22 protein-coding genes and 2 pseudogenes are annotated in these 23,112 nt (G+C 43.5%); 14 read left to right on the top strand and 10 right to left on the bottom strand.

The window, feature by feature from the left end:
• Position 1 precedes the first annotated feature (1 nt).
• The 5 genes and pseudogenes from AC6IZ0_RS07780 to AC6IZ0_RS07760 all read right to left on the bottom strand — a co-directional run bounded on the left by AC6IZ0_RS07780 (position 2) and on the right by AC6IZ0_RS07760 (position 4,138).
• On the bottom strand, positions 2–1,405 hold the full coding sequence (locus AC6IZ0_RS07780) for an amidase (RefSeq protein ID WP_497725688.1): 1,404 nt from the start codon (positions 1,403–1,405) through the stop codon (positions 2–4).
• Between the two features lie 200 nt (positions 1,406–1,605).
• Positions 1,606–2,434: pseudogene (gene map, locus AC6IZ0_RS07775) on the bottom strand (type I methionyl aminopeptidase).
• Positions 2,435–2,528: 94 nt separating this feature from the next.
• The gene (locus AC6IZ0_RS07770) at positions 2,529–3,041 is read right to left on the bottom strand and encodes a plastocyanin/azurin family copper-binding protein (RefSeq protein ID WP_497725687.1); all 513 of its coding nucleotides are present in this window, start codon (positions 3,039–3,041) and stop codon (positions 2,529–2,531) included.
• Between the two features lie 105 nt (positions 3,042–3,146).
• The gene (locus tag AC6IZ0_RS07765) at positions 3,147–3,575 is read right to left on the bottom strand and encodes a VOC family protein (RefSeq protein ID WP_271732504.1); all 429 of its coding nucleotides are present in this window, start codon (positions 3,573–3,575) and stop codon (positions 3,147–3,149) included.
• A 53-nt stretch (positions 3,576–3,628) separates the two neighbouring features.
• Entirely contained in the window at positions 3,629–4,138 is a 510-nt protein-coding gene (locus AC6IZ0_RS07760) for a TIGR02652 family protein (RefSeq protein ID WP_425332610.1), read from the bottom strand.
• 242 nt (positions 4,139–4,380) lie between these two features.
• On the opposite strand from AC6IZ0_RS07760, the gene AC6IZ0_RS07755 reads away from it, so the two are divergent.
• The 3 genes from AC6IZ0_RS07755 (at position 4,381) to AC6IZ0_RS07745 (ending at position 6,597) form a co-directional block, all read left to right on the top strand.
• Positions 4,381–4,911 carry a gamma carbonic anhydrase family protein gene (locus AC6IZ0_RS07755; RefSeq protein ID WP_271732502.1) on the top strand — a complete coding sequence of 177 codons (531 nt, stop codon included), beginning with the start codon at positions 4,381–4,383 and terminating at the stop codon, positions 4,909–4,911.
• Positions 4,912–5,096: 185 nt separating this feature from the next.
• Positions 5,097–5,222 carry a photosystem II protein Y gene (locus AC6IZ0_RS07750; protein ID WP_271732501.1) on the top strand — a complete coding sequence of 42 codons (126 nt, stop codon included), beginning with the start codon at positions 5,097–5,099 and terminating at the stop codon, positions 5,220–5,222.
• A 121-nt stretch (positions 5,223–5,343) separates the two neighbouring features.
• Complete coding sequence (locus tag AC6IZ0_RS07745; RefSeq protein ID WP_497725686.1) at positions 5,344–6,597, top strand: bifunctional folylpolyglutamate synthase/dihydrofolate synthase; 1,254 nt, start codon at positions 5,344–5,346, stop codon at positions 6,595–6,597.
• A 45-nt stretch (positions 6,598–6,642) separates the two neighbouring features.
• Here the strand turns inward: AC6IZ0_RS07745 and AC6IZ0_RS07740 are convergent, their stop codons facing one another.
• Positions 6,643–7,935 (bottom strand): ABC transporter substrate-binding protein, encoded by a 1,293-nt coding sequence (locus tag AC6IZ0_RS07740; RefSeq protein WP_497725685.1) that lies wholly within the window; start codon positions 7,933–7,935, stop codon positions 6,643–6,645.
• Positions 7,936–8,372: 437 nt separating this feature from the next.
• Between AC6IZ0_RS07740 and AC6IZ0_RS07735 the strand changes: the two genes are divergently transcribed.
• The 3 genes from AC6IZ0_RS07735 to AC6IZ0_RS07725 are packed head-to-tail and all read left to right on the top strand — an operon-like array spanning position 8,373 to position 11,216.
• Positions 8,373–8,666, top strand: a complete 294-nt coding sequence (locus tag AC6IZ0_RS07735) for an HU family DNA-binding protein (protein ID WP_200989291.1) — start codon at positions 8,373–8,375, stop codon at positions 8,664–8,666.
• A gap of 26 nt (positions 8,667–8,692) precedes the next feature.
• Positions 8,693–9,775 (top strand): threonine-phosphate decarboxylase CobD, encoded by a 1,083-nt coding sequence (gene cobD, locus AC6IZ0_RS07730; protein WP_497725684.1) that lies wholly within the window; start codon positions 8,693–8,695, stop codon positions 9,773–9,775.
• Between the two features lie 10 nt (positions 9,776–9,785).
• Entirely contained in the window at positions 9,786–11,216 is a 1,431-nt protein-coding gene (locus AC6IZ0_RS07725) for a dihydrolipoyl dehydrogenase family protein (protein ID WP_497725683.1), read from the top strand.
• A gap of 5 nt (positions 11,217–11,221) precedes the next feature.
• Here AC6IZ0_RS07725 and AC6IZ0_RS07720 read toward each other — a convergent pair whose 3' ends face one another.
• Together AC6IZ0_RS07720 and AC6IZ0_RS07715 are read right to left on the bottom strand one after the other, a co-directional pair.
• Entirely contained in the window at positions 11,222–12,976 is a 1,755-nt protein-coding gene (locus AC6IZ0_RS07720) for a DUF3685 domain-containing protein (RefSeq protein WP_497725682.1), read from the bottom strand.
• Positions 12,977–13,142: 166 nt separating this feature from the next.
• On the bottom strand, positions 13,143–13,592 hold the full coding sequence (locus AC6IZ0_RS07715) for a Fur family transcriptional regulator (RefSeq protein ID WP_271732491.1): 450 nt from the start codon (positions 13,590–13,592) through the stop codon (positions 13,143–13,145).
• Positions 13,593–13,874: 282 nt separating this feature from the next.
• Here AC6IZ0_RS07715 and AC6IZ0_RS07710 point away from each other — a divergent pair, with 282 nt between their 5' ends.
• Complete coding sequence (locus AC6IZ0_RS07710; protein ID WP_497725680.1) at positions 13,875–14,348, top strand: CRR6 family NdhI maturation factor; 474 nt, start codon at positions 13,875–13,877, stop codon at positions 14,346–14,348.
• A 34-nt stretch (positions 14,349–14,382) separates the two neighbouring features.
• On the opposite strand, the gene AC6IZ0_RS07705 is transcribed toward AC6IZ0_RS07710, so the two are convergent.
• The gene (locus tag AC6IZ0_RS07705; protein WP_497725679.1) at positions 14,383–15,339 is read right to left on the bottom strand and encodes a glycosyltransferase family 9 protein; all 957 of its coding nucleotides are present in this window, start codon (positions 15,337–15,339) and stop codon (positions 14,383–14,385) included.
• Positions 15,340–15,448: 109 nt separating this feature from the next.
• On the opposite strand from AC6IZ0_RS07705, the gene ispD reads away from it, so the two are divergent.
• The 3 genes from ispD to AC6IZ0_RS07690 all read left to right on the top strand — a co-directional run bounded on the left by ispD (position 15,449) and on the right by AC6IZ0_RS07690 (position 17,199).
• Positions 15,449–16,126 (top strand): 2-C-methyl-D-erythritol 4-phosphate cytidylyltransferase, encoded by a 678-nt coding sequence (ispD, locus tag AC6IZ0_RS07700; RefSeq protein WP_497725678.1) that lies wholly within the window; start codon positions 15,449–15,451, stop codon positions 16,124–16,126.
• 67 nt (positions 16,127–16,193) lie between these two features.
• Positions 16,194–16,730, top strand: a complete 537-nt coding sequence (scpB, locus tag AC6IZ0_RS07695; protein ID WP_271732487.1) for an SMC-Scp complex subunit ScpB — start codon at positions 16,194–16,196, stop codon at positions 16,728–16,730.
• 124 nt (positions 16,731–16,854) lie between these two features.
• Positions 16,855–17,199: a DUF760 domain-containing protein gene (locus tag AC6IZ0_RS07690; protein ID WP_271733890.1), complete on the top strand. Its 345-nt coding sequence runs from the start codon at positions 16,855–16,857 to the stop codon at positions 17,197–17,199.
• A gap of 42 nt (positions 17,200–17,241) precedes the next feature.
• On the opposite strand, the pseudogene AC6IZ0_RS07685 reads toward AC6IZ0_RS07690, so the two are convergent.
• Positions 17,242–18,117 (bottom strand): annotated as a pseudogene (locus AC6IZ0_RS07685) (trypsin-like peptidase domain-containing protein); the annotation flags it as partial.
• 275 nt (positions 18,118–18,392) lie between these two features.
• On the opposite strand from AC6IZ0_RS07685, the gene AC6IZ0_RS07680 reads away from it, so the two are divergent.
• The 4 genes from AC6IZ0_RS07680 (at position 18,393) to AC6IZ0_RS07665 (ending at position 23,033) form a co-directional block, all read left to right on the top strand.
• Positions 18,393–19,271, top strand: coding sequence for a peptidoglycan DD-metalloendopeptidase family protein (locus AC6IZ0_RS07680; protein ID WP_271733891.1), 879 nt, complete (start codon positions 18,393–18,395; stop codon positions 19,269–19,271).
• 122 nt (positions 19,272–19,393) lie between these two features.
• A complete protein-coding gene (ispG, locus tag AC6IZ0_RS07675; protein WP_497725677.1) occupies positions 19,394–20,620 on the top strand; it encodes a (E)-4-hydroxy-3-methylbut-2-enyl-diphosphate synthase in 1,227 nt (408 codons plus the stop codon).
• Between the two features lie 165 nt (positions 20,621–20,785).
• Positions 20,786–22,072: a carboxyl-terminal processing protease CtpC gene (gene ctpC, locus AC6IZ0_RS07670; protein WP_497725676.1), complete on the top strand. Its 1,287-nt coding sequence runs from the start codon at positions 20,786–20,788 to the stop codon at positions 22,070–22,072.
• A 55-nt stretch (positions 22,073–22,127) separates the two neighbouring features.
• The gene (locus AC6IZ0_RS07665) at positions 22,128–23,033 is read left to right on the top strand and encodes an alpha/beta fold hydrolase (protein ID WP_497725675.1); all 906 of its coding nucleotides are present in this window, start codon (positions 22,128–22,130) and stop codon (positions 23,031–23,033) included.
• Positions 23,034–23,112: the final 79 nt, after the last annotated feature.

Below are 23,112 nucleotides of genomic sequence, written 5' to 3'. Positions count from 1 at the left end.
GTTAACCTTGTGTTACCAAGTTGGGTCGATGTTGAATCCAAGGGTTGGCGGCTTCTAATTGCGCAGCTAGACTAATTAAAGTGGATTCCGCCGCGGGTTTGCCAACTAGCTGTACACTCATAGGTAACCCGTTAGCATCAAAACCCACAGGAATTGCTATAGCGGGTTGTCCCGTGGCGTTAGCAGCGGGACAAGGTGCTACCCAGTGGATAATTTTTTGGAATGTCTCTTCTGGAGTTAAATCAGCCCATTCCCCCACCCGAATGGGTGAACGTAAATATACAGGCAATACTAGTACATCTACGGTATCGAAAAACGCCACAATTTGCCTGGCTAGGATTTGCATTTGGGAAACCGCCCGGAGATACTCACCCACTGAACCTATGCGGGAGAAGAGAAAGCGATTAACCGGCTGTAATGCTTCTGGTGGTATTCCTGATGCAGCGACAGCACCTTGCCACACAGTTTGAAATGGTTCTACTAACCCACTCAAATCAAGGGACTTCTCTTCTATAGTATGACCTAATTGTGCTAATAATTCTACTGTTTGCATTACCCCTTGCTGACAGTTAGCATCAGCTAGCCCCAGGGGGTGGATACTGGTACTAAAGGCGATGCGTAAATTACCGAGTTTCTCTGTGGTAGCGGCGAGGAAGGAAGTTTGAGGATCTGGTAACCAGTAAGGATCACCTGTGACATAACCAGACATGACATCTAAAAGGGCGGCTGCATCTGCTACCGTCCGGGCGATCGGTCCATTAGTACCAAGTCCAGCTACGGGACTTCCTACGGGTGCATGGGTGACTCTACCCCTTGATGGTTTTATACCCACTAAACCACAGCAAGCCGCGGGACCGCGAATAGAGCCGCCACCGTCGGAACCTTGGGCTATAGCACATAACCCCGCTGCTACCGCTGCAGCAGCACCGCCACTGGAACCGCCGGGGGTGTATTCTAAATTCCAAGGGTTTCTCGCTGGGGGAAATCCTGTAGGTTCGGTGTAAGGAAATGAACCTAGTTCTGAGGTGGCGGTTTTACCCAGGATAATAAATCCAGCTTGTTTAATGCGAGTGACTACGCCATCATCGTACTTAGGGATGTTTTGTAATAAAGCAGGACTCCCATAGGTACAGGGTACACCAGCCACGGCGTTTAGGTCTTTAATGGAAATGGGGACACCGAAAAATGGCGGTAGTTCTGAGGTGGTTGTTAATATTTCTGTTTTAGCCTGAGCATCTGCGATCGCTTGTTCTGCTGTGACTGTAAAATAACTTCCTAGTTGGGGGTTAAACTGCTCAATGCGGTTTAAATATAATTCTACTAATTCCAGGGGTGATACTTCCCGACCACGAATCAGCTTGGCTAATTCTAGGGCTGGGGTAAAAGCTAAATCATTGTTATTCATATGTTGATTAATTAAAATATCTATTGATAATTGATAATGATGATATATAGCAATCCTAAATGATTCATGAACAATTTCTGTTCCGGTGTTCCGGTGTTCCGGTGTTCCCTTTCCTCACTGATAATTTCTCAACTCAAATAGGAGACTATATATAACTGACAAGTTTGTATTAGGACCGGAGTTCCCCAAAACTATGTATATTAAACTTGGGTGCGGTCTGTTAAAATCTCGTAACCTGTTTCTGTCACTAAAACCGTATGTTCAAACTGGGCTGATAGAGAATTATCTACAGTTACAGCGGTCCGACCTGTCAGACAATATTCTAGTATGCTTAGAACCTGCATTTAAAATTGGTTCAATTGCTAAAGTCATTCCTGCGCGTAGTTTCACATTTGGCATTTCCCGGGTGCGGTAGTTAAAAACTGAAGGTTCTTCGTGTAAATTCCGACCTACACCATGACCTGTAAATCCTTCCACCACACTAAAACCATTACTTTTTACATGGTCTTCTATGGCTCCGGCTAAGTCAAGTAAATAAGCACCCGCCTTTACCTGTTCAATACCTTTATAGAGTGCTTCTTCTGCAACGCGGATGAGTTTAGCAGCATCTGGGGTGACATCTCCCACGGCGATGGTAATACAAGAATCACCATGAAAACCTTCGTAATAAGCACCGGTATCTACTTTTAACACATCCCCGGTTTGAATTACTTTCTTAGTGCTGGGGATACCATGGACAACTTCATGATTAATACTGGCACAAATGGAACCGGTAAAGCCATGATAGCCTTTAAAGCTGGGTGTAGCGCCCATTTCCCGGATGCGGTTTTCAGCGTAAGCGTCCAAATCTGCTGTAGTCATACCCGGCTTGACCATCTCAGAAATTTCTTTGAGTACGGTAGCTACAATTTTAGCTGATTGCCGCATGGTTTCAATTTCCCGGGGGGATTTAATTTCAATTCCCCGGTGTTGTTTTGGTGTGGTTTGGGGCTGAGTTTTTTGGGAGAGCAGGTTACTGAGAATGTTCATGGAGAGTTTAATAATTACTGATGACTGACTGATATGGCTATAAATTTAAGTTACCTTATTTTTACCAAGCCTGGTTTGCGATTGCTGTCATCAGTTACTGTATAGCAATTTCTCCTGTCATTCCTGCTGCTGTATGTCCGGCTATAGAACAGTTTAAGCTATATTTTCCGGGTTTGATGGGCACAAAGAACCATTCTGCTTCTGCACCGGGTTTGAGTTCTAGTTCATGAATTGCGCCTTTGACTTCTACTTTGCCAGCTTCGACTTTTTGCGTCCAGATACTATCAGCAAAATCTTTGGCTGTGAAATAATGTTTTAGTTGGCTGGGATTATTTAGGTGTAATAGATAGCGTTTACCAGGGACAAATTCTAAATGATCTGGTTCAAATTTGAGTTCATTAGCGGAATTACCTAAACTAATCGTAATTTCTCTAGGTGGCTGTTTAAGTAAATTATCTGTAAAATCAGCGGCGATCGCCTGGCTCTGAAGCGCAAAAACTAAGCACAGCAGCAAACATAGGAAAGTGAACTGGCGAATTAAACGCAGTACATTAGGTAAAATTGGGTACAATATATTTTGATAAAATTCTGTAAATAACCGAGTCATTGAGTAGTTAAACCAAATTTTGCCAAGGGTATAATATATTAACTAATTTTGACAATGTTACAAAAAAACCAGAATAATTGTAGCATGGTTTAATACACCCTGTAACTAATCAAGTTGAGCCAGACAGCGAATAAATTCTAGGGGTAAGCCATCAGTATCAGCAATAAAAGCCACCTCCCAAATGCGATCGCCTATTTGCTGCTGAGTGGGTTCTAAAAGTACTTTCAGGGGTGGTAAATTCTCTGCACAATTAACACGTGATTGTAAATTTGTCAACCATCCGGGTAAATCGGATGTAATTGTAGTTAAATCAAAAGACAGATGATAATAACCCACATAATGCTCATCGGTAAAAGCATCTGGTGCGGGTTTAGGTTGAGGAATTTGGATTAATTCGATTCTCCCCCCTAAACCTTCCATCCAACAAGCCAGAGTATAGCCTGTGGTGAAGCGCTCACAAACTGTAAACCCTAACAGTTCATAGAATGCGATCGCCCGATGAATATTAGCAGTGCGAATCGAAGCGTGATGCATAATAATTTAGTCACCCCCTGGTAGAGACAATTGATCGATTGTCTCTACATCTGTTACTCAAATAATCGGAAATAGGGATAGCGTACAGGTACACCAGGTTCCTTTTCCAGATCAAAATTAATCACATCCCAACTGGGATCTTGGGAAGCATCGGGGCTAAAATCCACGGGTAAGCCATATAATCGTGCTGAGGTAGCTTCCGGGTCTCCAGAACGCCAAGGGGTGCTACGTTCTAGATAGCCACTCATCAACTCCTGATAACGTTGAGCAATAATTACCCGTGTTGCCCTGTAACCTTGAGTATACAGCTTATCCAATGCCTCGTGGATTTCAAAGCGAATGCCATCGGGATGGGTATGCTGTCTATACCATTCATTATTCCAGCGTCGCCAATGACGACCCGACTGGAGGTGAACTAACTCTCCATTTTTAGGGTTGGCCTCAAAAGCACCATGACGGGGACACAAATAAGTATCTGTGAGTGTCAGAGCCGGAATAGACTGACGACAGTGGGGACACTGAATGTCAGGGCCAAATATAGGGTACTGCAAGCCTGGATTCATCATGAAGTGCATAAAAACATATTGTCGTTTTCACCAGCACCAGCGAGTTGGATTTGACACTTCGGCTCCTCTATTGTCGAGGCTTGCTCATTGCTGCAAAGAAACCGAGTTTCAGCGTAAACAATCTTCACTAGCATCTGACTCAGATGAGAGAGGTGACACTGTGATATTCTGGTTGTGCAGCAAGCCTCAAACTTTAGAGCTTCTCCAGTGTTCGGTGGGTACCATATTCATATTCTATCGTGTCTACAACTTCTTACTGGCCATCTCCCGATTTTTCTCAAGCAGCTTTCATCGCCGCCAATGCTGTGGTTATAGGTTCGGTAAACATTCAAGCCGGGGTCAGCATTTGGTATGGTGCAGTAGTTAGGGGAGATGTAGAACGCATTGATATTGGGGAATGTACAAACATTCAAGATGGGGCAATTTTACATGGTGACCCTGGTTTACCAACAATTCTAGAACATCATGTCACTATCGGCCATCGCGCCGTGGTACATTCTGCCCACATTGAATATGGCTGCTTGATTGGCATTGGTGCAATTATTTTAGATGGGGTGAGAGTGGGTCATGGTAGCATCGTTGGTGCTGGCGCGGTGGTAACTAAGAATGTCCCCCCTCGGTCTCTAGTGGTCGGTGTTCCTGGTAAGGTATTGCGCCCAGTTCCAGAAAACGAAGCCGCAGAACTGATAGAACACGCAGAACGTTACAAAAAGTTAGCTTTAGTTCATGGGGGAACGGGAAATGATCTTGGTTTTGCTCACCAGAAATAGTGCCAAAGATTGTAATATAACTATATATTGGTAATTAGCCTGAAGGCAGCAATGCTTAACATGATTGCAATCCCCGCTGAAACTTGTAATCCCATGGGACTAGCAAAATTTGCCAATTAGGTTAAAAATAAACATGAGAACAGTTCATAAAACTTTAATTTTCACTTAAAAGAGGAGTTCTAGATATGGATATCGATTACCGTATAGTCATCGTTCTTGCACCCATTGTCATTGCTGGTAGTTGGGCTGCATTTAACATTGGTGCTGCAGCTTTAAGACAAGTACAAAACTTTTTGAACAGAGAAGCCTAAGTTTAAACAAAATTATCGATAAAATCGGCTGTTTCCTTAATTCAGGACAGTCGTTTTTTGGGGGGGGAAATGGGGTATTTTCGCCCTATTCCCTCATATACCTTGTCTTTCTCATCTGTTTGTGGATATAAATTCTTTACTAAAACCGTTTCAGCATTTTGGCGTTAATCTGGGACTCTCCCGCATTATCAAACTATTGGCTAACCTGGGTAACCCCCATCTCCAAGTTCCGGTAATTCACGTTGCTGGTACTAATGGTAAAGGTTCTGTTTGTGCTTATCTTCACTCTATACTCACTGAAGCTGGTTATCAGACTGGCTGTTATATCTCTCCTCATTTAGTTGATTGGACTGAACGCATTTGTATTAATAAACAGCCAATTACTAGTGAGAAGTTCAGCCAATTAATCTTACAAGTCCAAGATGCTATTCAAGCTGATGATGAGTACCCAACCCAGTTTGAAGTGATTACCGCCGCTGCTTGGTTGTATTTTGCTCAAGCTCAAGTTGATGTGGCCGTGATAGAAGTGGGTTTGGGGGGGCGGTTGGATGCGACCAATGTTTGCTCAGATCCATTAGTAACTATAATTACATCTATTAGCCGGGAACATTGGCAGCAATTAGGTCCGACTGTGGCGGATATTGCTAGGGAAAAAGCAGGTATTATTAAACCGGGGTGTCCGGTTGTGGTGGGGAAATTGCCCCCAGATGCCCAAAAAGTTGTGCGATCGCGTGCCGAAGAATTACAATCCCCTTATATTTCACCAAAATCTGCTCATGAAATCTCCCCCGGATGGGCTGAATATGAAACTCAGGTAAACTCCTGGGTTATTAAATATCCTCTCCCATTACAGGGGCAAATTCAACTAAATAACTCAGCCTTAGCTTTAGCTGGTGTAGAAATTCTGCAAAACCAGGGTTGGAAGATTTCCCCAGAAGCGATTGTTAACGGGATGAGTAAAACTCAATGGCCCGGACGAATGCAATGGGTGAGTTGGAAAAACCGCAAATTATTAATTGATGGCGCTCATAACCCCGCAGCTGCTCAAGCATTAAGAGATTATGTAGACAGTTTACACACCCCTGGGTTAACTTGGGTGATGGGAATGCTTTCTACTAAAGAACATAGAGATATTTTTCAAGCCTTACTGCGATCGCAAGACCGATTATATCTAGTTCCAGTCCCAGATCATAGTTCAGCCGACCCCAGAGAATTAGCCCAAATAGCCGTTGAAATTTGTCCAGAATTGTCCAGATGTGAAACCTATCCAGATTTAACATCCGCCCTAGATGCAGCTATTAATGAGAAAAATAATCAAGTTGTTTTGTGTGGTTCTCTCTACTTAATCGGTCATTTTTTCAGACAGGGGAGATAGCTCCCCGGCTGTTGAACCAGTCGGGGATGTGGTGAAAATCTCAGACTATAGCCTATTATTCCATTCTTGCGCCGCATCTTCCACAGCTTGATCTACAGTTTTTTGACCTAACATAGCTGCTTGTAAATTTTCATAAATCGCCTTTTGCAGACGTTTAGAATCTTTCAAAGTTGGCGTTAAAATCTCTGCTTGTTGCAATTGTTTCGCACTAATCACCCTCGCCCGTTCCACTGTAGAAGCAGTATCAGGGACATTTTGAAAGTAACTATCTGCCAGTGCTTGTTTTGTGGATGGTAAAACATTAGCAGCTTTAGCAAAGGCTAGCTGATTCTTGTCATTGGTGACAAATAAAGCAAACTTAACGGCCGCATCGGGATGTTGACTAGCACGGGGGACAACTAAATTCATCACAGCCACATTCTTTTTACCAGTATCACCGGTAATCTGGGGTGCGATCGCGGAGGCCTTGGCAATTTGGGGAGCATTCCTAGCAATGGTATTGAGAAACTCAGGCCCGGAAGCTAAAAAAGCCGTTTGTCCAGACTGGTATAAATCAATGCCATGGCGATGTCCTTGGGTTAAAGCCTCCCTGGGAAGTAACCCCTGTTGATATAAATTCACCCAATATTGAAAAGCTGCTTTACCTTCGGGAGAATTAAAAGCCGCCTTACCCTCCTCATTGACTAGGGTAACGCCCATTTGTACAAATGACTCCAACACCTCACCGGAATCTTGGGGTACAAAAGTGACAAAAAAGGCATATTTACCCGTCTGGTCTTTAATTTTCTGGGCGACATCTGCCAATTCTGCATAGGTTGACGGTACTTTATTAATACCTGCCTGTTGCAATAAATCAGTGTTATAAATATTTAGCCTGGTAGTCAAGTACCAAGGAATACCAAAACTTTTACCATTCAGGGTGCTAGCTTTCCAAATATTCGGTAGATAAGAAGAACGTTCTGCATCAGAAATTTTGGGATCTAAGTCTAACCAAGCATTTCTTCCCGCCAGTTGAGAAGCAAAAACTGGATTGAGATTGACCACATCAGGTGGTGTATTTGCTGAGACAGATGTTAAAATTTTGTTCTCCATTGCCGCCCAGGGCACATCAACCCAGTTGACCTTGATACCGGGATTTTCCGTTTCAAAATTAGCAATCAAACCTTGGAAATAGTCAGTAAATTGAGGTTGGAGTTGCATCGTCCAAAACTCAACAGTTGCTTGTGTACCCGCAGGAGATACTGTATTATTAGCAGTATTACAACTTACTAACCAACTAGTAAGTAAGCCTACCAATGCCCAAATAACTAGTTGTTTGAATTTTCGCAATCGGATCATTTTAGCCTGATGATTACATTTGCAAGGGGTGAAAAGTTGTCAAAATCAGTTGCTTAGTCTATCAAAAATTGTCAAGTATCAGTCAGTTGATCATGTTAATCTGCTCTTAACCCATGACCAGGTTGAGAGCAAAAGCTGAAAAAATCTGGGGCATTTTTCAGTATTCCGGCAATTTGTATGTATATTTTGTGGTTTAAATTTACTGAAAAAGCACAAAAAAACCCGAAATCTATATAAATTAATGGTTTCATCTATCCAGTTCAGGCTACAACACCTTAGAATGATTCATTGAAAAGTCGATCTGATGGGATATACAGGTATTTCTAACATCAATAATCCCAAAGAGCGACTTTTCTAATTCTCTCTAGGGAGAATTAATCAAAGATGCCACACAGTGCAACTGTCGAGAATCTCAAGTAAAGATCAAGGAGTTTGATATGAACAAGGGTGAATTAGTTGATGCAGTGTCTGAAAAGGCTAGTGTTACTAAAAAACAAGCCGATGCTGTGTTAACTGCTGCTTTGGAGACTATTATTGAAGCTGTCTCTTCTGGGGATAAAGTAACATTAGTAGGATTTGGCTCCTTTGAATCACGAGAACGCAAGGCTCGTGAAGGTCGCAACCCCAAAACTAACGAAAAGATGGAAATTCCTGCCACTAGGGTTCCTGCTTTCTCGGCTGGTAAGCTGTTTAGAGAAAAGGTTGCACCCCCAAAAGAACCCAAAGAATAGATAACGTTTTAGGGAACCTCTTATTGATGCAGCAACCAGTTCACGGTGGAAATTTAGCCTGGGCGGCAGCACTAGCTGGCTGTCCACCTGAAGGTATTCTGGATTTTTCTGCCAGCATCAGTCCTTTGGGACCACCAAATAGCGCGATCGCGGCTATTTATTCCCAAATTAGTAATCTTAGGCACTATCCACAACCAGATTACAGTGAACTTAGAGTTGCTTTAGGAGGCTTTCATAAATTACCTTCTGAGTGGATTCTGCCAGGGAATGGTTCAGCGGAATTACTGACTTTAGCCGGGAGAGAGTTAGCGAATTTATCCGCAACATCCTTAGTTACTCCAGCCTTTGGCGATTATTACCGAACACTAACGGCATATAATGCTAATATCCTGGAGTTTCCCCTTTCTTTGACAACTGGACAATGGGAAATAGGAATAAATTCTGCTTCATATCCTTTATCTTCACCAGGAAGTTATGGATTATTGCTAAATAATCCTCATAACCCCACAGGGAGGTTATTCTACAGGGGGGCGATTTTGCCTTATTTAGAGCAATATTCCTTGGTGGTGCTGGATGAGGCATTTATGGATTTTCTCCCCCCCGATGAGGAACAAAGTCTCATTGGAATGGTGCAAGAATATCCAAATCTCGTAGTATTGCGATCGCTAACGAAATTTTACAGTCTCCCCGGACTGAGATTAGGCTATGCGATCGCCCACCCTGACCGTCTGGCTCAATGGCAATCATGGCGAGATCCCTGGCCTGTAAACACCCTAGCCGCCGCCGCCGCCATTGCCGCTATCCAAGATCAAGAGTTTCAAGAGCGCACCTGGAAATGGCTACCACAGGCAAGAAACCAACTTTTTCAAGGTTTAACCTCAATTCCAGGTTTGCAGCCTCTAGAAGGCAGTGCTAACTTCCTACTAGTAGGATCACAATCATCGAGTTCTCAATTACAACAACAATTACTCCAGCATCACCAAATTTTAATTCGTGATTGCCTCAGCTTTAAAGAATTAGGCGATCGCTTTTTCCGGGTTGCTGTCCGTTCGGAGTCTGATAACCAACGTCTGCTCACAGCCTTATATTCCTTGACTGTTGACCATTGACCAATAACCAATGACAATTGATTACGACTTAGTAATTATTGGTGGTACTGTTGCCGGACGCTATGCAGCCCTAGTTGCAACCCAACTCAAAGCCACCGTGGCTTTAGTGGAGTCTCAACTAAATTATGGCTTTAGTCAACATCAAGCCATCAGCGAAGTTGCTAAAATCCTCCATAACCTCAATGATGTTGCTGGCCGGGGAATTCACACCACACAACCATCACTCACCTGGACAGAAACCAGGTTGTATAGTCACGGTGTGATCGACCACATCCAAGCACAAACTTCTCTGGCTAACCTAGCAGCTCTGGGTGTAGATGTCATCCTGGGTACTGGTCAATTTCAATCCTTACCCCATTTAGGCTTTACCGTAAATCAACGCCTATTGCGGGGGCGTACCTACTTACTAGCCACTGGTTCTGTTTTGTACCATCCAGAAATTCAGGGATTACAACCCACTGGTTACTTGACATTATCTAATATTTGGCAAACTCTCAAGCAACCAACCTTACCGCAAAATTGGGTAATTATTGGCGGTATTCCCCAAAGTATTGAAGTAGCCCAAACTCTGGCGCGGTTGGGTTGTAGTGTCACCTTAGCAGTGAAATCTGCATCTATTCTCCCCTACGCCGACCCAGAAATAGCCCACCTGCTGCAAGCACAGTTAGAAGTTGATGGTGTGCGTGTCCTGACTCAAAAACCAGTAACTCAAGTCAAACTAATTGAGGGTAAAAAGTGGGTTCAGGTAGGAAATAAAGCTATTCAAACCGACCAAATCCTAGTAGCAACTGCACAGCAACCAAACCTAGAGTACCTGAATTTAGGTGCTGTAGGTGTGAAATGGCGGCAACGTCGCTTACTGCTCAATGATAAATTACAAACTACTAATCCCCGTATTTACGCCTGTGGCGATGTGATTGGGGGTTATGATTTTCCCAATGTTGCTAATTATGAAGCGAGAATCGCTGTCAAAAATGCCTTGTTTTTTCCCAGATTTACAGTCAATTATCGCTGCATTCCCTGGGGTCTCAATTCTCATCCCCGGTTAGCGGAAGTCGGTTTAACACCAGTCCAAGTAAAACGCCAATTTCGACCCGATGAGGTTTTAGTTTTACGGCAGTATTATAAATCAATCCCAGCTGCCCAACTCCGAGATCAAACTACAGGTATATGTAATTTGATTGTACACCGCAATGGGGAAATTTTGGGAGCCTCCATATTGGGGGAGGAAGCGTCGGAGTTAATTAATATAATTGCTTTGGCTATGTCCCGAAAAATTCCCGTTAAACATTTAGCTTCTTTGTGTTGTGTCTATCCTAGCTTTTCCCAGATTATTGAAGATACAGCCACACAGTGGGGTCAGCAAAGGTTAAATACCAATCATGCTTTACAAGATTTTCTCGAAGGCTTTTTTCATTTCCGCCGCGATTGGAATTGGTAATCGGCTTATTTCGGTCGCTCACTATGACGCTTAAAGTTCTTTTCTGTTAAAGATACGCTACCAATTCCTTGGAGGATACCACGACCGATTAAACCTAAACCCCGTCCCACTATTTTAGTGAGCAAAAAAACAATACCGCTACCCACAATAGATAATAATGATTTCAACCGCGGCGCGATCGCATCTCGAAATTCTAGTACCAGTGTCACTAATAGGGGAATACCAGAAAGCTGGGCTAATTCCTGACCACGGGGGGCATAAATTGCAGTTTTGGCAATCCCACGCGGTGCTAATACAAATAGCTCATAGGTACTTTCAAATATGCTTTTAGGCTCATTGATATACTTGTTTAAACGGTATTTCCATGATAACTCATTGCGGAAGCGTTCTATTTCTCTTGTGGAAATTAAGCGGCGATCATAATAATTCTGTTTAATGTCTTCTACGTCTGCTAAAGAGTTGAGCAATGGTTGCACTACACTATTGGCTACGGAAATCAATAAATTTTCTAAAATTATTAATGCTTGGGATTTCGCTTCAGGTGTACCCCCAGGGTAGGTGGTATTATCAATGTGCAAGTCTGTCTGAAATACTAAATAAGAAAATAACTCTAGTACTAGGGGTATTTTATTGATGATCTCTGTTTGTACCACCCGATAATTTTGCAGCAATAAATTGACAACTTCTATATCTTGGTTACCTACTTGTACGCGATAAAATTTGCCAAAGAAATCTGTAATTACTCCTTGCCATAAATCATATAATATTGTGTCTTTTAAGCTTTCTAATTGAGCGCCGCTTACTTGAGGAACACGCAATTCATCTAGGTTTTGCGCCAGTTTTTGCAGAATTAAATACAGTAGTTCCCGTCTTTTATCTTCCCGAAAAATATCAATTTCTAAAGCCACATCTGTGACATTTTGTAAAGAAAATTGTAATTTATTCACACATACTGCAAATAGATCAGATTGTAGCGATCGCGGGCTAAGTAGAGGCGCTAAAGTAGGTTCTTCTTTTACCTTCAATCTCACATTCTCACTACTGAATACTGGAATTACAGCCGGTTTCTGCTGTTCCGGTTCTCTTTCCTGTGGCGAAACTAATAACCGACTGAGTAACCAACGCGCGGCTAATAGTTCTCGTCTTTTTCCAGCCAGAACAGCTCGATCTATTAACGGGATCCCAGGGATTTGTAATTGCGTCATCACTGCGCCTAAATCTGCTTCAATGTAAGCAACCCCCGACAAATACCAATTTTTCCGCACCCTGACCAGGGGAAGAGTAGGTGATGGCGTGATGGAATAATCCGCAGTGGAATCAAGGCTTCCCTGTGGAGGAAACCAATAACAACCACCATCTACTACTGCTTCCATAGCAGCGACTAATTCAGAAATAGGAGTACCTTTAGGACAGTAGCCATTAACGCCAGTAGCACGTACGGCTAACAGCAATCCTGGTTCTTGAACAGAACTCAGTAGGAAAATTGGTAGTTTGGGGTATTGGTTTTTGATTTGTTGACACAGTTGTAATCCTTGCTGCTGACTGGAAATAGAGCGACCATTACCTAATTCTAAAACTACCAAGTTCACTTGGTTGGGGTCTTTTTGAGCCAGTTCTGCTAGTATCTGCAAGGCCCTTGTATCTGTTTCTGCTTCCGATATTACTTCGATGTCAGGCACTGTTGACAAAGCTACCCGTAGTCCTAACCGGAATATGGCATCTTTGTCAATTAACAATAATTTTAGGGGTTTATTATTCATAAGATATAGTACGCGGGAAACTCAGTCACAAACCGCGCTGAGATCGGCTGATGATGAAAACCCCCAAGTTTAGCTTTAACTATTGCAGTCCTCCTGAGTATGACATTCTCGTGGGTTAATTGTCACGCCAATTTTGTGGGAATATTGGTGAAAATCCCGTTAAAAATTATTCTGGTTTTTGGGGATGGCGGTAACCATAAAAGTTAATACTGTATTCAGTAATCCTGACTCCTGTTTGTTTTTCCACCTCACGGATTAATTCTGCGGGTAGTTCTATATGCACATCCAGCAGTTGATTAGTATCAATACAGTTGACATGACTATGGGAATCACTGATATTACCGTATAAACGCCCGTCACAGCGTTCAACACACTCAATGATGCCCTGACTTGATAGGGCTTCTAAATTTTGATAAACAGAAGTGTGACCAATATCTTTACCCTGCTGGCTGAGACGAGCATAAATTTCTCTAGCAGAAAGGTGTTCATTAGCCTGCCACAGCAATTCTAAAATAAAGCGGCGCTGGCGACTGACGCGCATCCCCAAGAGTTGACACCTATCCAGGGCTTCCTCTAGGGAACGAATTGGTTTGGGAGATATCGAGTGATTTTGCATAGTTAAGTTGGTTAACTATAAGGGTATTTTCCCGATTTTGTCTGGCTCTGGGAATTTACAATTTAATGTGGTGATTGTCCGTTGGTGATTAGGGTTTGTTTGATTACACTCTGCTCTTAAACAAACTCATTACAACTTTAACTTACAATTATAGCAAATGTCCAACCCTAGGCAGGTGTCAAGTTTGCCAAGTTAGACATACACAGGTAAAAAAATAACTGGGTGCAAATAATGTGCCATCACACCCAGCAAAGCTGGTGATTCTCGATCCTACTTTTGAGCATGACGATTACAATTCAAGTCGATACCGACCACGTTAACAATCTAGATATCTCACCTGCCTTGAAGGTGATTACGCAACTACTCGAAGACAAAGGGATGGCATCCTGGGAACAGCAGTTAAGCTTTAATATCCAATATGCCTTATCACCCGGAGATCCCCGGGAACTTTCAGAAATCCCAGAGTTGCGTCTATGGTTTGTCCGTTTAGATGCTAAATATCCCTGGCTACCATTTTTACTAGATTGGAAATCCGGGGAATTAGCCCGTTATACTGCCATGCTTGTACCACACCAATTCAGTGCAAAAGAAGGTATTCAATATAACCCAGAAGCCTTAGAAATATTTCTCATGCACAAAATTTTTATATTAGGTGATTGGCTCAAGGAACAAGGTATCCCCAGCTATCCCCGGTTAAAGTCTATGGCGCAAATGCTGGGTTATGACCTAGATGATGGGTTGTTTGAGATGCTTTGAAAAGCCTACACCTCTCAAGAGGTGTAGGAGGATTTTAGCCGCCCCAAATTTTCTGCAAAACTATTTGGGGTGAAATATCTGCTAATTGTGACGTTGGTGATTTAATCGCCAGAAACTTATCATTTTTGGGCAACACCGATTCTGGATCTGTAGAGCCAAACAGGGCAATAGTATAAGTTTGCACTGCTACACTTAAATGAAGTAGTGGATCATCAGTAGATAACATCAAACTTGCTCCCCCAATCATGGCGGTTAATTTGCCAATGTTATCAGGAGCAGTCAGCTTAATCCCGGTGGTTCTTTCCAGGAGCGATCGCCAAACCTGCTCATTTTCAGAGCCGCGAATCACCACCACAGGCAAATCCGGTTGCTTGTGTTGGCATTCTTGAATGATTTGCTCCCAGTGTTTTAGAGGGTAGAGTTGATCTGAACCTGTGTGAGAGATATCACTAGAACCAGCATGAACTAATATGTAGCCTGTGTCATTTATTCCCAAGCGTTTTTGTTCATTTTGTGACCAGTCAATATCCGGTTTAGGCAGACTCACTGCTAACTCTGGGCAAGGGGTTTTAATCCCAAAGGGTTGCAGCAAATCGTGGTAAACTGCCGCCTTGTACTGGTTGGGTTGGTATGGCACAGAATCAGTCAGAAAACCTGCTCCTTTGCCTTTGTAGCCAACGCGGGTAGGGATTCCAGTTAGCCACAGCAAAAGACCCATTAACCAACTTTCTCCCGGAGTGATCACCGCATCATACTCGCGATCGCGAATCATCCCCACGAAATTACTCCAATCAGCCAGACTATTGCGGTCTGTGTAATCAAAAGTCAGGACATCATTAACTGACTTGCTCACCCGGTAGGTAGCCTTTGACCGGGGTTCCACAACGACATCTAACTGAGCCTTAGGGTAATAACGCCTCAAGTCATCTAGAGTCGGGAAGAAAAGAATTTGGTCGCCAATTCCGCCAGGAACAAGGGCTACTACTCGCATAATATTTATTCACGCGTACTCGCTCTTATTTTAGGTGAATATAGTCATTAGTTATTGATTATTAGTCATTAGTCATTGATGATCAGTTATTAATTGATTGAGGTTTTCTGTGCATTTACTTATTCCAGCCGCTGGAACCGGCAAAAGAATGGGAGGAACCCGCAATAAACTCCTCCTGCAAGTGCGATCGCAACCAATTATTGCTTGGACTCTCAAAGCTGCCGCAGCGGCCAGTACAATCAAATGGATAGGGATTATTTCTCAACCGGTTGACTGGCCGGACTTCAAGGCAATTGTCGCCGATCTAAACGTGACTAAACCAGTAGAATTTATTCCTGGCGGTCTCTCCCGTCAAGAATCAGTTTATAATGGCTTGCAGGCGCTTCCAGACACCGCAGAACACGTATTAATTCACGATGGGGCCAGATGTCTGGTGACACCAGACTTACTCAACTCATGCGCCCAAGCCATCCAAGAATGTTCTGGTTTAATTGCTGCGGTTCCCGTGAAAGATACAATCAAAGTCGTAGATAAGCATGGCATCATTCAAACTACCCCCGACCGTCAGCAATTATGGGCAGCACAAACCCCCCAAGGCTTTAATGTTAACTTATTAAAACAGTGCCACGCTCAAGGCCTTCGTCAAGGCTGGGAAGTCACCGATGATGCTGCTTTATTTGAAAGATGCGGTATTGAAGTCCGAATTGTCCCGGGAGAAGAGACAAACTTGAAAGTGACAACTCCCCAAGATTTGGCCATGGCTGAATTTATCCTCAGCCAACGATAATGGGGTGAACATTCCCCAGTGTCAAGGTGCGGGGATTTTTGATTCAATGACCAACGACTAATGACCAATGACTACAGCAACTAAGATAGAAGCGATTCTGTATTTAAAAGGTAAGCCTTTATCCCTGGGTGAAATCGCTGAGTATGCAGGGTGCGATCGCGCTACAGTCGAAGAGGGAATCATGGAACTAATGGATAATTATGCTCACAGAGATAGCGCCTTAGAAATCCTAGAAACCCCCAATGGTTACAGTTTGCAACTGCGCTCTGATTTTCATGACTTAGTACAAAGGCTGATTCCTGTAGAATTAGGATTAGGTGCATTGCGGACTTTAGCCGCCATCGCTTTGAATAACCCCATACTCCAAACTGATTTAATTGAACTACGAGGTTCAGGAGTATATCAACACGTACCGGAACTGGTGGAACTCGGATTTGTGAGGAAACGGCGAGACAATGATTCTCGCTCCTACTCACTGCAAGTCACACCCAAGTTTTATCAGTATTTCCAAATTGAAAACTTGTCGCAAATCTTAGAACAGCAGCCCCCGGAAGAACAACTAGAACTAAACCACCAAACCCAAACAAGAGAGCCGCGCGGCTGATTGATATCTGTGTGTAGCCAGTTGTGAAGAACCGTCAAGGGATCACCCTAATTTAGGATTGTGAGCTATGTCAAACTGTAGAAGTATGTCACACTAGAATCAGCAACTAAGCTCAAATTTGCCAATGGTGTTTGACCCTGACTTTTTGAATGACAATTCCGAGGAAAACTCCAATCAGCTTCTCAATGACCACTTCGACGAAAATCCGAATCAGTTACTCAAATATTTACAACATCAGCCTCCTGAAGTTCTAGCCCGTGTCGCTCAGTCCGTGAGCCCGGAAATTAAACACATAATCTCCCAAAACGTCCAAGGACTAGTGGGAATGCTCCCCCTGGAAAACTTTAACGTGCAAATTACCACAGATAAGGAGAACTTAGCGGGGCTTCTCTCATCGGCCATGATGACAGGATACTTTCTCCGCCAGATGGAGCAAAGGATGCAGTTAGAGAATTTGTCTAATACTTAATTGTCAATCGGGCAATTTTTGCAGACTATCACTTGATGTGGCTTGATTGTATAGTTGATTAGCAATACGCGTAGCAGTTTCAATGGGGATAGCAAAGCCCAAACCTTGAGCATCGGCGCGGATAGCAGTGTTAACACCAATAACCTCACCGTGGGCATTTAACAAGGGACCGCCAGAGTTACCGGGGTTAATGGCTGCATCAGTTTGGATAAAGCTGACTTGCTTATCTGGGACGCCAACTTGAGCGCTGGTGCGCCCCGTAGCGCTGATAATGCCAATAGTGACAGTATTATCTAACCCCAAAGGGTTGCCAATAGCGATCGCCCATTGTCCGGGGATTAATTTTTGTGAATTGCCTAACTTAACCGTAGGCAATTTATTTTCGGCAATTTTCACCACTGCCAGATCTGTAGTCAGATCAACTCCCACTACCCGCCCCTGAAAAGTTCGACCATCTTTGAGAGTGACCTGCACAGTATCTGTATCTGCCACCACATGAGCATTAGTCAGCAATAGGCCATTTTCGCTTAAAATAAATCCCGAACCTGTACCGCGCTCAATGCGTTCTTTGGGAATTGGTTGCTCATCTTCGCCAAAAAATCGACGTAAGAGGGGATTTTTCAAAACATCTGAGATGGGGTTAGCCACTTTGCGGGTAGCATTAATACGTACTACCGCAGGTCCGACTTTTTGTACTGCCGTAGCAATAAAATTCAGGTTATCACCCCCAGTAGTGCCCATGGGTCCCCCCAACCGATGAGGAACCACAGACTCTGAAGGTAAGGGTGCGGTTACATTCCGTAACTCTTGAAAATGGCGGTTATGTGGTACAAGATAACGACTACCGAACACCCCAGCACCGGTACCAATTGTCAGTAAAGATAGATAAATACTTAGCTGTTTTAAGGATAACTTCATAAAACCTTGTCAGATGTGTGGAAACGAGCGCGTCTTTAGACCTGAGATTGTCAATAGGTTTCAACAAAACGTTGCAGTTGCTAACTTCTCAGTGTAGTCAAGCAATGGACAAGTTAACAGATAATTTCACAAATAAAACGACAATAAGCTACAGGGCAATTGGGACATGACAAAATTCTCATAGTCAGGATTTGACTTTTGAGTTTTGCTGTACCTGTCCACAGCCCCATTCCCCCACTAAAATCTAAACTGAGCGATCGCTTGACTTTGATCTTATGACTTTTCCTTATCGTCTAGTTTTGCTGTATAGCCTACTTAGTGCTATGGGTTTAACATCCACCCCTGTAAGCTCAAACACTGCTCATGCAGCCCCTAGTTGCCCAACTCCGGCATTATCTCGCTTCGTGCGCCATCAAGTTAATCGTGGTGAAACTGTGGAGAGCATAGCACAGCGGTACAATCTCACATCGGCAACACTCATCGAAATGAATCCGGATCTGAGAACCGCAAAGCCCAATGTAGGGAGCAATTTGCAAATTCCTCCCTACAATGGCATTGTTGTACAAGTACCTAGGGGTCAAAATTGGCGACAGGTGGCGGAAAAATATGAGGTTCGCGCTGATACCCTGTTTGAAATCAATGGTTGCCAACAAGACCCCAGAATTGTATTTGTTCCCGGGGTAAATGGGTCAGCACCCCGCCCCATAACTGACTCTAATGGGTCTACAGAGCCTATATCTATTAGTGGCTATCCTTTGCAGTCAGTCACAACTGTGATGTTTCCTTATGGCTGGCAGATTCATCCTACCACTGGTGAAGTGTTTTTTCATAGTGGCGTGGACTTGTTAGCTGCTGTAGGTACTCCTGTACAAGCGATCGCTCCGGGAACTATAGTATTTGCTCAACCACAGGGTACTTATGGCCAATTAGTGATCATTAACCATGCTGGCGGTATCCAAAGCCGTTACGGTCATCTTGGTGATATTCAGGTTTCTTTAGGTCAAAAAGTTAATCAAGGCGACTTATTGGGAACCGTAGGCACGACTGGGGAGCCGACTGTCAGGCAACCACACCTGCATTTTGAAATCCGTTCTAATTCCGATTTAGGTTGGGTAGCGAAAGACCCCCAAGGTTATTTGAACAACAGGCCATGAACCTGTTGTTCATCGTCAGACAAATCAATTTTACTGTCCAGAAAGGGTCTAACTGTGGCAATCTGAGATACAGAGACCTTTAATCTGATATTTTAACTACAGTCAATTTACCTCATTAGGTTATGCAAACTCTGCCAAATCTTACAACCGTTGACAATAAAGCAAATCCAGCAATTTTTGATACTAACATTAAGCGGCGTAAAACTCGTCCCGTCAAGGTGGGAAATGTCACCATTGGGGGTAACTACCCAGTAGTAGTGCAGTCGATGATTAACGAGGATACCCTCGATATAGATGGTTCCGTAGCAGCTATTCGTCGTTTACACGAAATTGGTTGTGAAATTGTCCGGGTCACAGTACCCAGTATGGCTCATGCCAAAGTGATGGCGGAGATCAAAAAAAGATTAATTCAAACTTACCAAGACGTGCCAATTGTGGCCGATGTGCATCACAATGGCATGAAAATTGCCTTGGAAGTCGCCAAGCACATTGAAAAAGTACGGATAAATCCGGGATTATATGTGTTTGAGAAACCAAACTCCAATAGAACCGAATATACCAACAGCGAATTTGAAGAAATTGGCGAAAAAATCCGTGAAACTCTAGAACCTTTAGTAGTTTCCCTGCGAGATCAAGGTAAAGCCATGCGAATTGGGGTAAATCATGGTTCGCTGGCGGAAAGGATGCTATTTACCTACGGGGACACCCCAGAAGGCATGGTAGAATCTGCCTTAGAATTTATTCGCATTTGTGAATCCTTAGATTTCCGTAACCTAGTAATTTCCATGAAAGCCTCACGGGTTCCCGTGATGCTAGCCGCCTATCGTCTCATGGCCAAGCGCATGGATGACCAGGGTATGGATTACCCCCTACATTTGGGTGTGACAGAAGCAGGGGATGGGGAATATGGACGGATTAAATCCACCGCGGGCATTGCTACATTACTAAGTGATGGTATTGGCGATACAATTCGCGTATCACTCACAGAAGCACCAGAAAAGGAAATTCCGGTTTGTTACAGCATTCTGCAAGCTTTAGGATTGCGCAAAACAATGGTGGAGTATGTTGCTTGTCCTTCTTGTGGGCGGACTTTATTTAATTTAGAGGAAGTTTTACACCAAGTCCGGGAAGCTACCAAACATTTAACTGGGTTGGACATAGCAGTTATGGGTTGCATTGTCAACGGTCCGGGAGAAATGGCAGATGCCGACTATGGTTATGTTGGTAAAACACCCGGTTACATTTCTTTATATCGTGGTCGAGAAGAAATTAAAAAAGTCCCAGAAACACAAGGTGTAGAGGAATTGATTAACCTGATTAAGGCAGATGGACGTTGGGTAGAACCTTGAACAGGTGGGTATTGGGGAAAATTTCTCCCCTCCTCAATGCCGAGTCGCCCCGGATTGTCAAGTAATTTAATGAAATTAGTAACACATGTCTGGTCTCTACAGTGCAACCCTGTGTTAGATTGGGCATACTGACTATACATTCCTCCCTCTGACGCAGCTGTCATTATGGTGATTACAAAAAGTAGACTTGTTTTGGGTGCTACGGCGGTGACGCTTTCCACCATTGCTGTTACTAGCCTTGGCATTCACTCGCGAGGTCAGGCTTTATTTAAAGCAAGTCCCAAAGAATTGGTAGACGAGGTTTGGCAAATTGTCCAACGCCAATATGTAGACGAGACTTTTAATCAAGTTGATTGGCTGGCTGTGCGGCAGGAGTACTTGAGCAAAGAGTACAGTAGTCAGGAAGATGCCTATACATCCATCCGGGAAATGCTCAAACGGCTAGATGATCCCTACACCCGGTTTATGGATCCTCAAGAGTTCAAGAATATGCAAGTGGACACTTCAGGGGAACTGACAGGTATTGGGATCACAATTAGTCAAGATGAAGAAACTAAGCAGATTGTGGTAATTTCCCCCATTGATGATACACCCGCATTTAAGGCCGGCATTTTGGCTAAGGATGTGATTAAGACAATTAATGGTCAAAGTACCGAGGGTATGGATACTAACCAAGCAGTATCCCTAATTCGTGGTGAGCCGGGAACGAAAGTCAATCTGACAATTGAACGGGATGGTAAAGCCAAACAGTTTGAGATCACACGGGCTCGCATTGAAATTCATCCAGTTAAATATTCTAGACAGGAAACTCCTATAGGTAACTTAGGTTACATTCGACTGAATCAGTTCAGCGCCAATGCTAGCGGGGAAATGCAAAGCGCTATTAGGGATTTAGAAAGGCAACGGGTTAACGGATATATTTTAGATCTACGTGGCAACCCCGGCGGTTTACTCTACTCCAGTGTAGAAATTGCTCGCATGTGGCTAGATAGAGGTACGATTGTCTCCACTATTGACCGTGGGGGTGAACAGGAGCGGGAAGTGGCGCGGGGACGTGCTTTAACTGATAAACCTTTGGTGATTTTAGTTGATAAAGGATCGGCCAGTGCCAGTGAAATTCTCTCAGGAGCTTTGCAGGACAATAAACGTGCTGTTTTGGTGGGTTCTCAAACTTTCGGTAAAGGTTTAGTGCAATCAGTGCGTCCTTTAGAAGATGGCTCAGGTTTAGCGGTGACAATTGCTAAATATCATACTCCCAGTGGTAAAGATATTAATAAACATGGGGTGGTTCCCGATGTGACTGTGGAATTATCTGATGAGCAGCGTCAGGAATTGTGGTTGAGACAACGTGAAAAACTGGCTACACTAGCAGACCCTCAATTCGCTAAAGCTGTGGAAGTGTTGGGTAAAGAAATTGCTGCTAGAGGTATGACGAGTTTAGAACCCAAGTAAGTTTGATCCTCAAGGGGTGTAGGTTTCAGCACTCTTTGATGAGTGGGAGGAAAAATTGACCAATAAGGTACACTGGCAAGAACGAATTGGCAATCAAAGGGATTGGGTGTGGCGAGGCTGGCAAACTCGTTATACTTACATCCGACCTAGTCAACATTCCCAAAAGACTACACCCTTAATCCTGCTCCATGGTTTTGGTGCTTCCATTGGTCATTGGCGACATAACTTAGAAGTATTAGGGCAACATCATACAGTCTATGCCCTCGATATGCTCGGGTTTGGTGCATCCAAAAAAGCGGCTGCCAATTATAGTATACAACTGTGGGTAGAGCAGGTCTATGAATTTTGGCAAGCATTTATCCGTCAACCAGTCATATTAATCGGTAATTCTAACGGTTCGCTGATTTCCTTAGCTGCTGCGGCAGCCCATCCAGAAATGGTTAAAGGTATAGTCATGATGAGTTTACCTGACCCATCTTTAGAACAAGAAGCCATCCCGCCGGTTATGCGACCTGTGGTCATGGCAGTTAAAAAATTAGTTGCTTCCCCTTGGCTTCTCAAACCTATATTTCACTTGGTGCGTCAACCCGGCTTTGTACGTCGCTGGGCTAGTCTGGCTTACGCCAAACCAGAAGCTATCACCGATGAACTAATAGAAATTTTAGCAGGCCCTCCCCAAGACCGGGGCGCACCTCGTGCTTTTATGGCCTTGTTTAGAGCTGCGATCGCTATTAACTTTAGTCCTAGTGTCAAAGCTATATTACCCAGCATTACAGCACCAATGCTGCTAATTTGGGGACAAAAAGATAGATTTGTGCCCCCCATACTGGCGCAGAGATTTACTCAGTATAACGAGAACCTAGAAGTACTCAACTTAGAAAATGTCGGCCATTGTCCCCATGATGAATGTCCAGAAACAGTCAATCAAGTAATTCTAGATTGGGTTAACAGACACATCTAATTACGTAACTGTGACGTGTAACTAATTGTAAATTATTTGCTTAAAACGCGGAAATATTACTAAATCACGCTAGACTAAA

The sequence above is a fragment of the Anabaenopsis sp. NIES-4685 genome, assembly GCF_059725405.1.
Note: the sequence above shows the minus strand (reverse complement) of the source record. Positions and strands in the feature narration are given on the sequence as shown.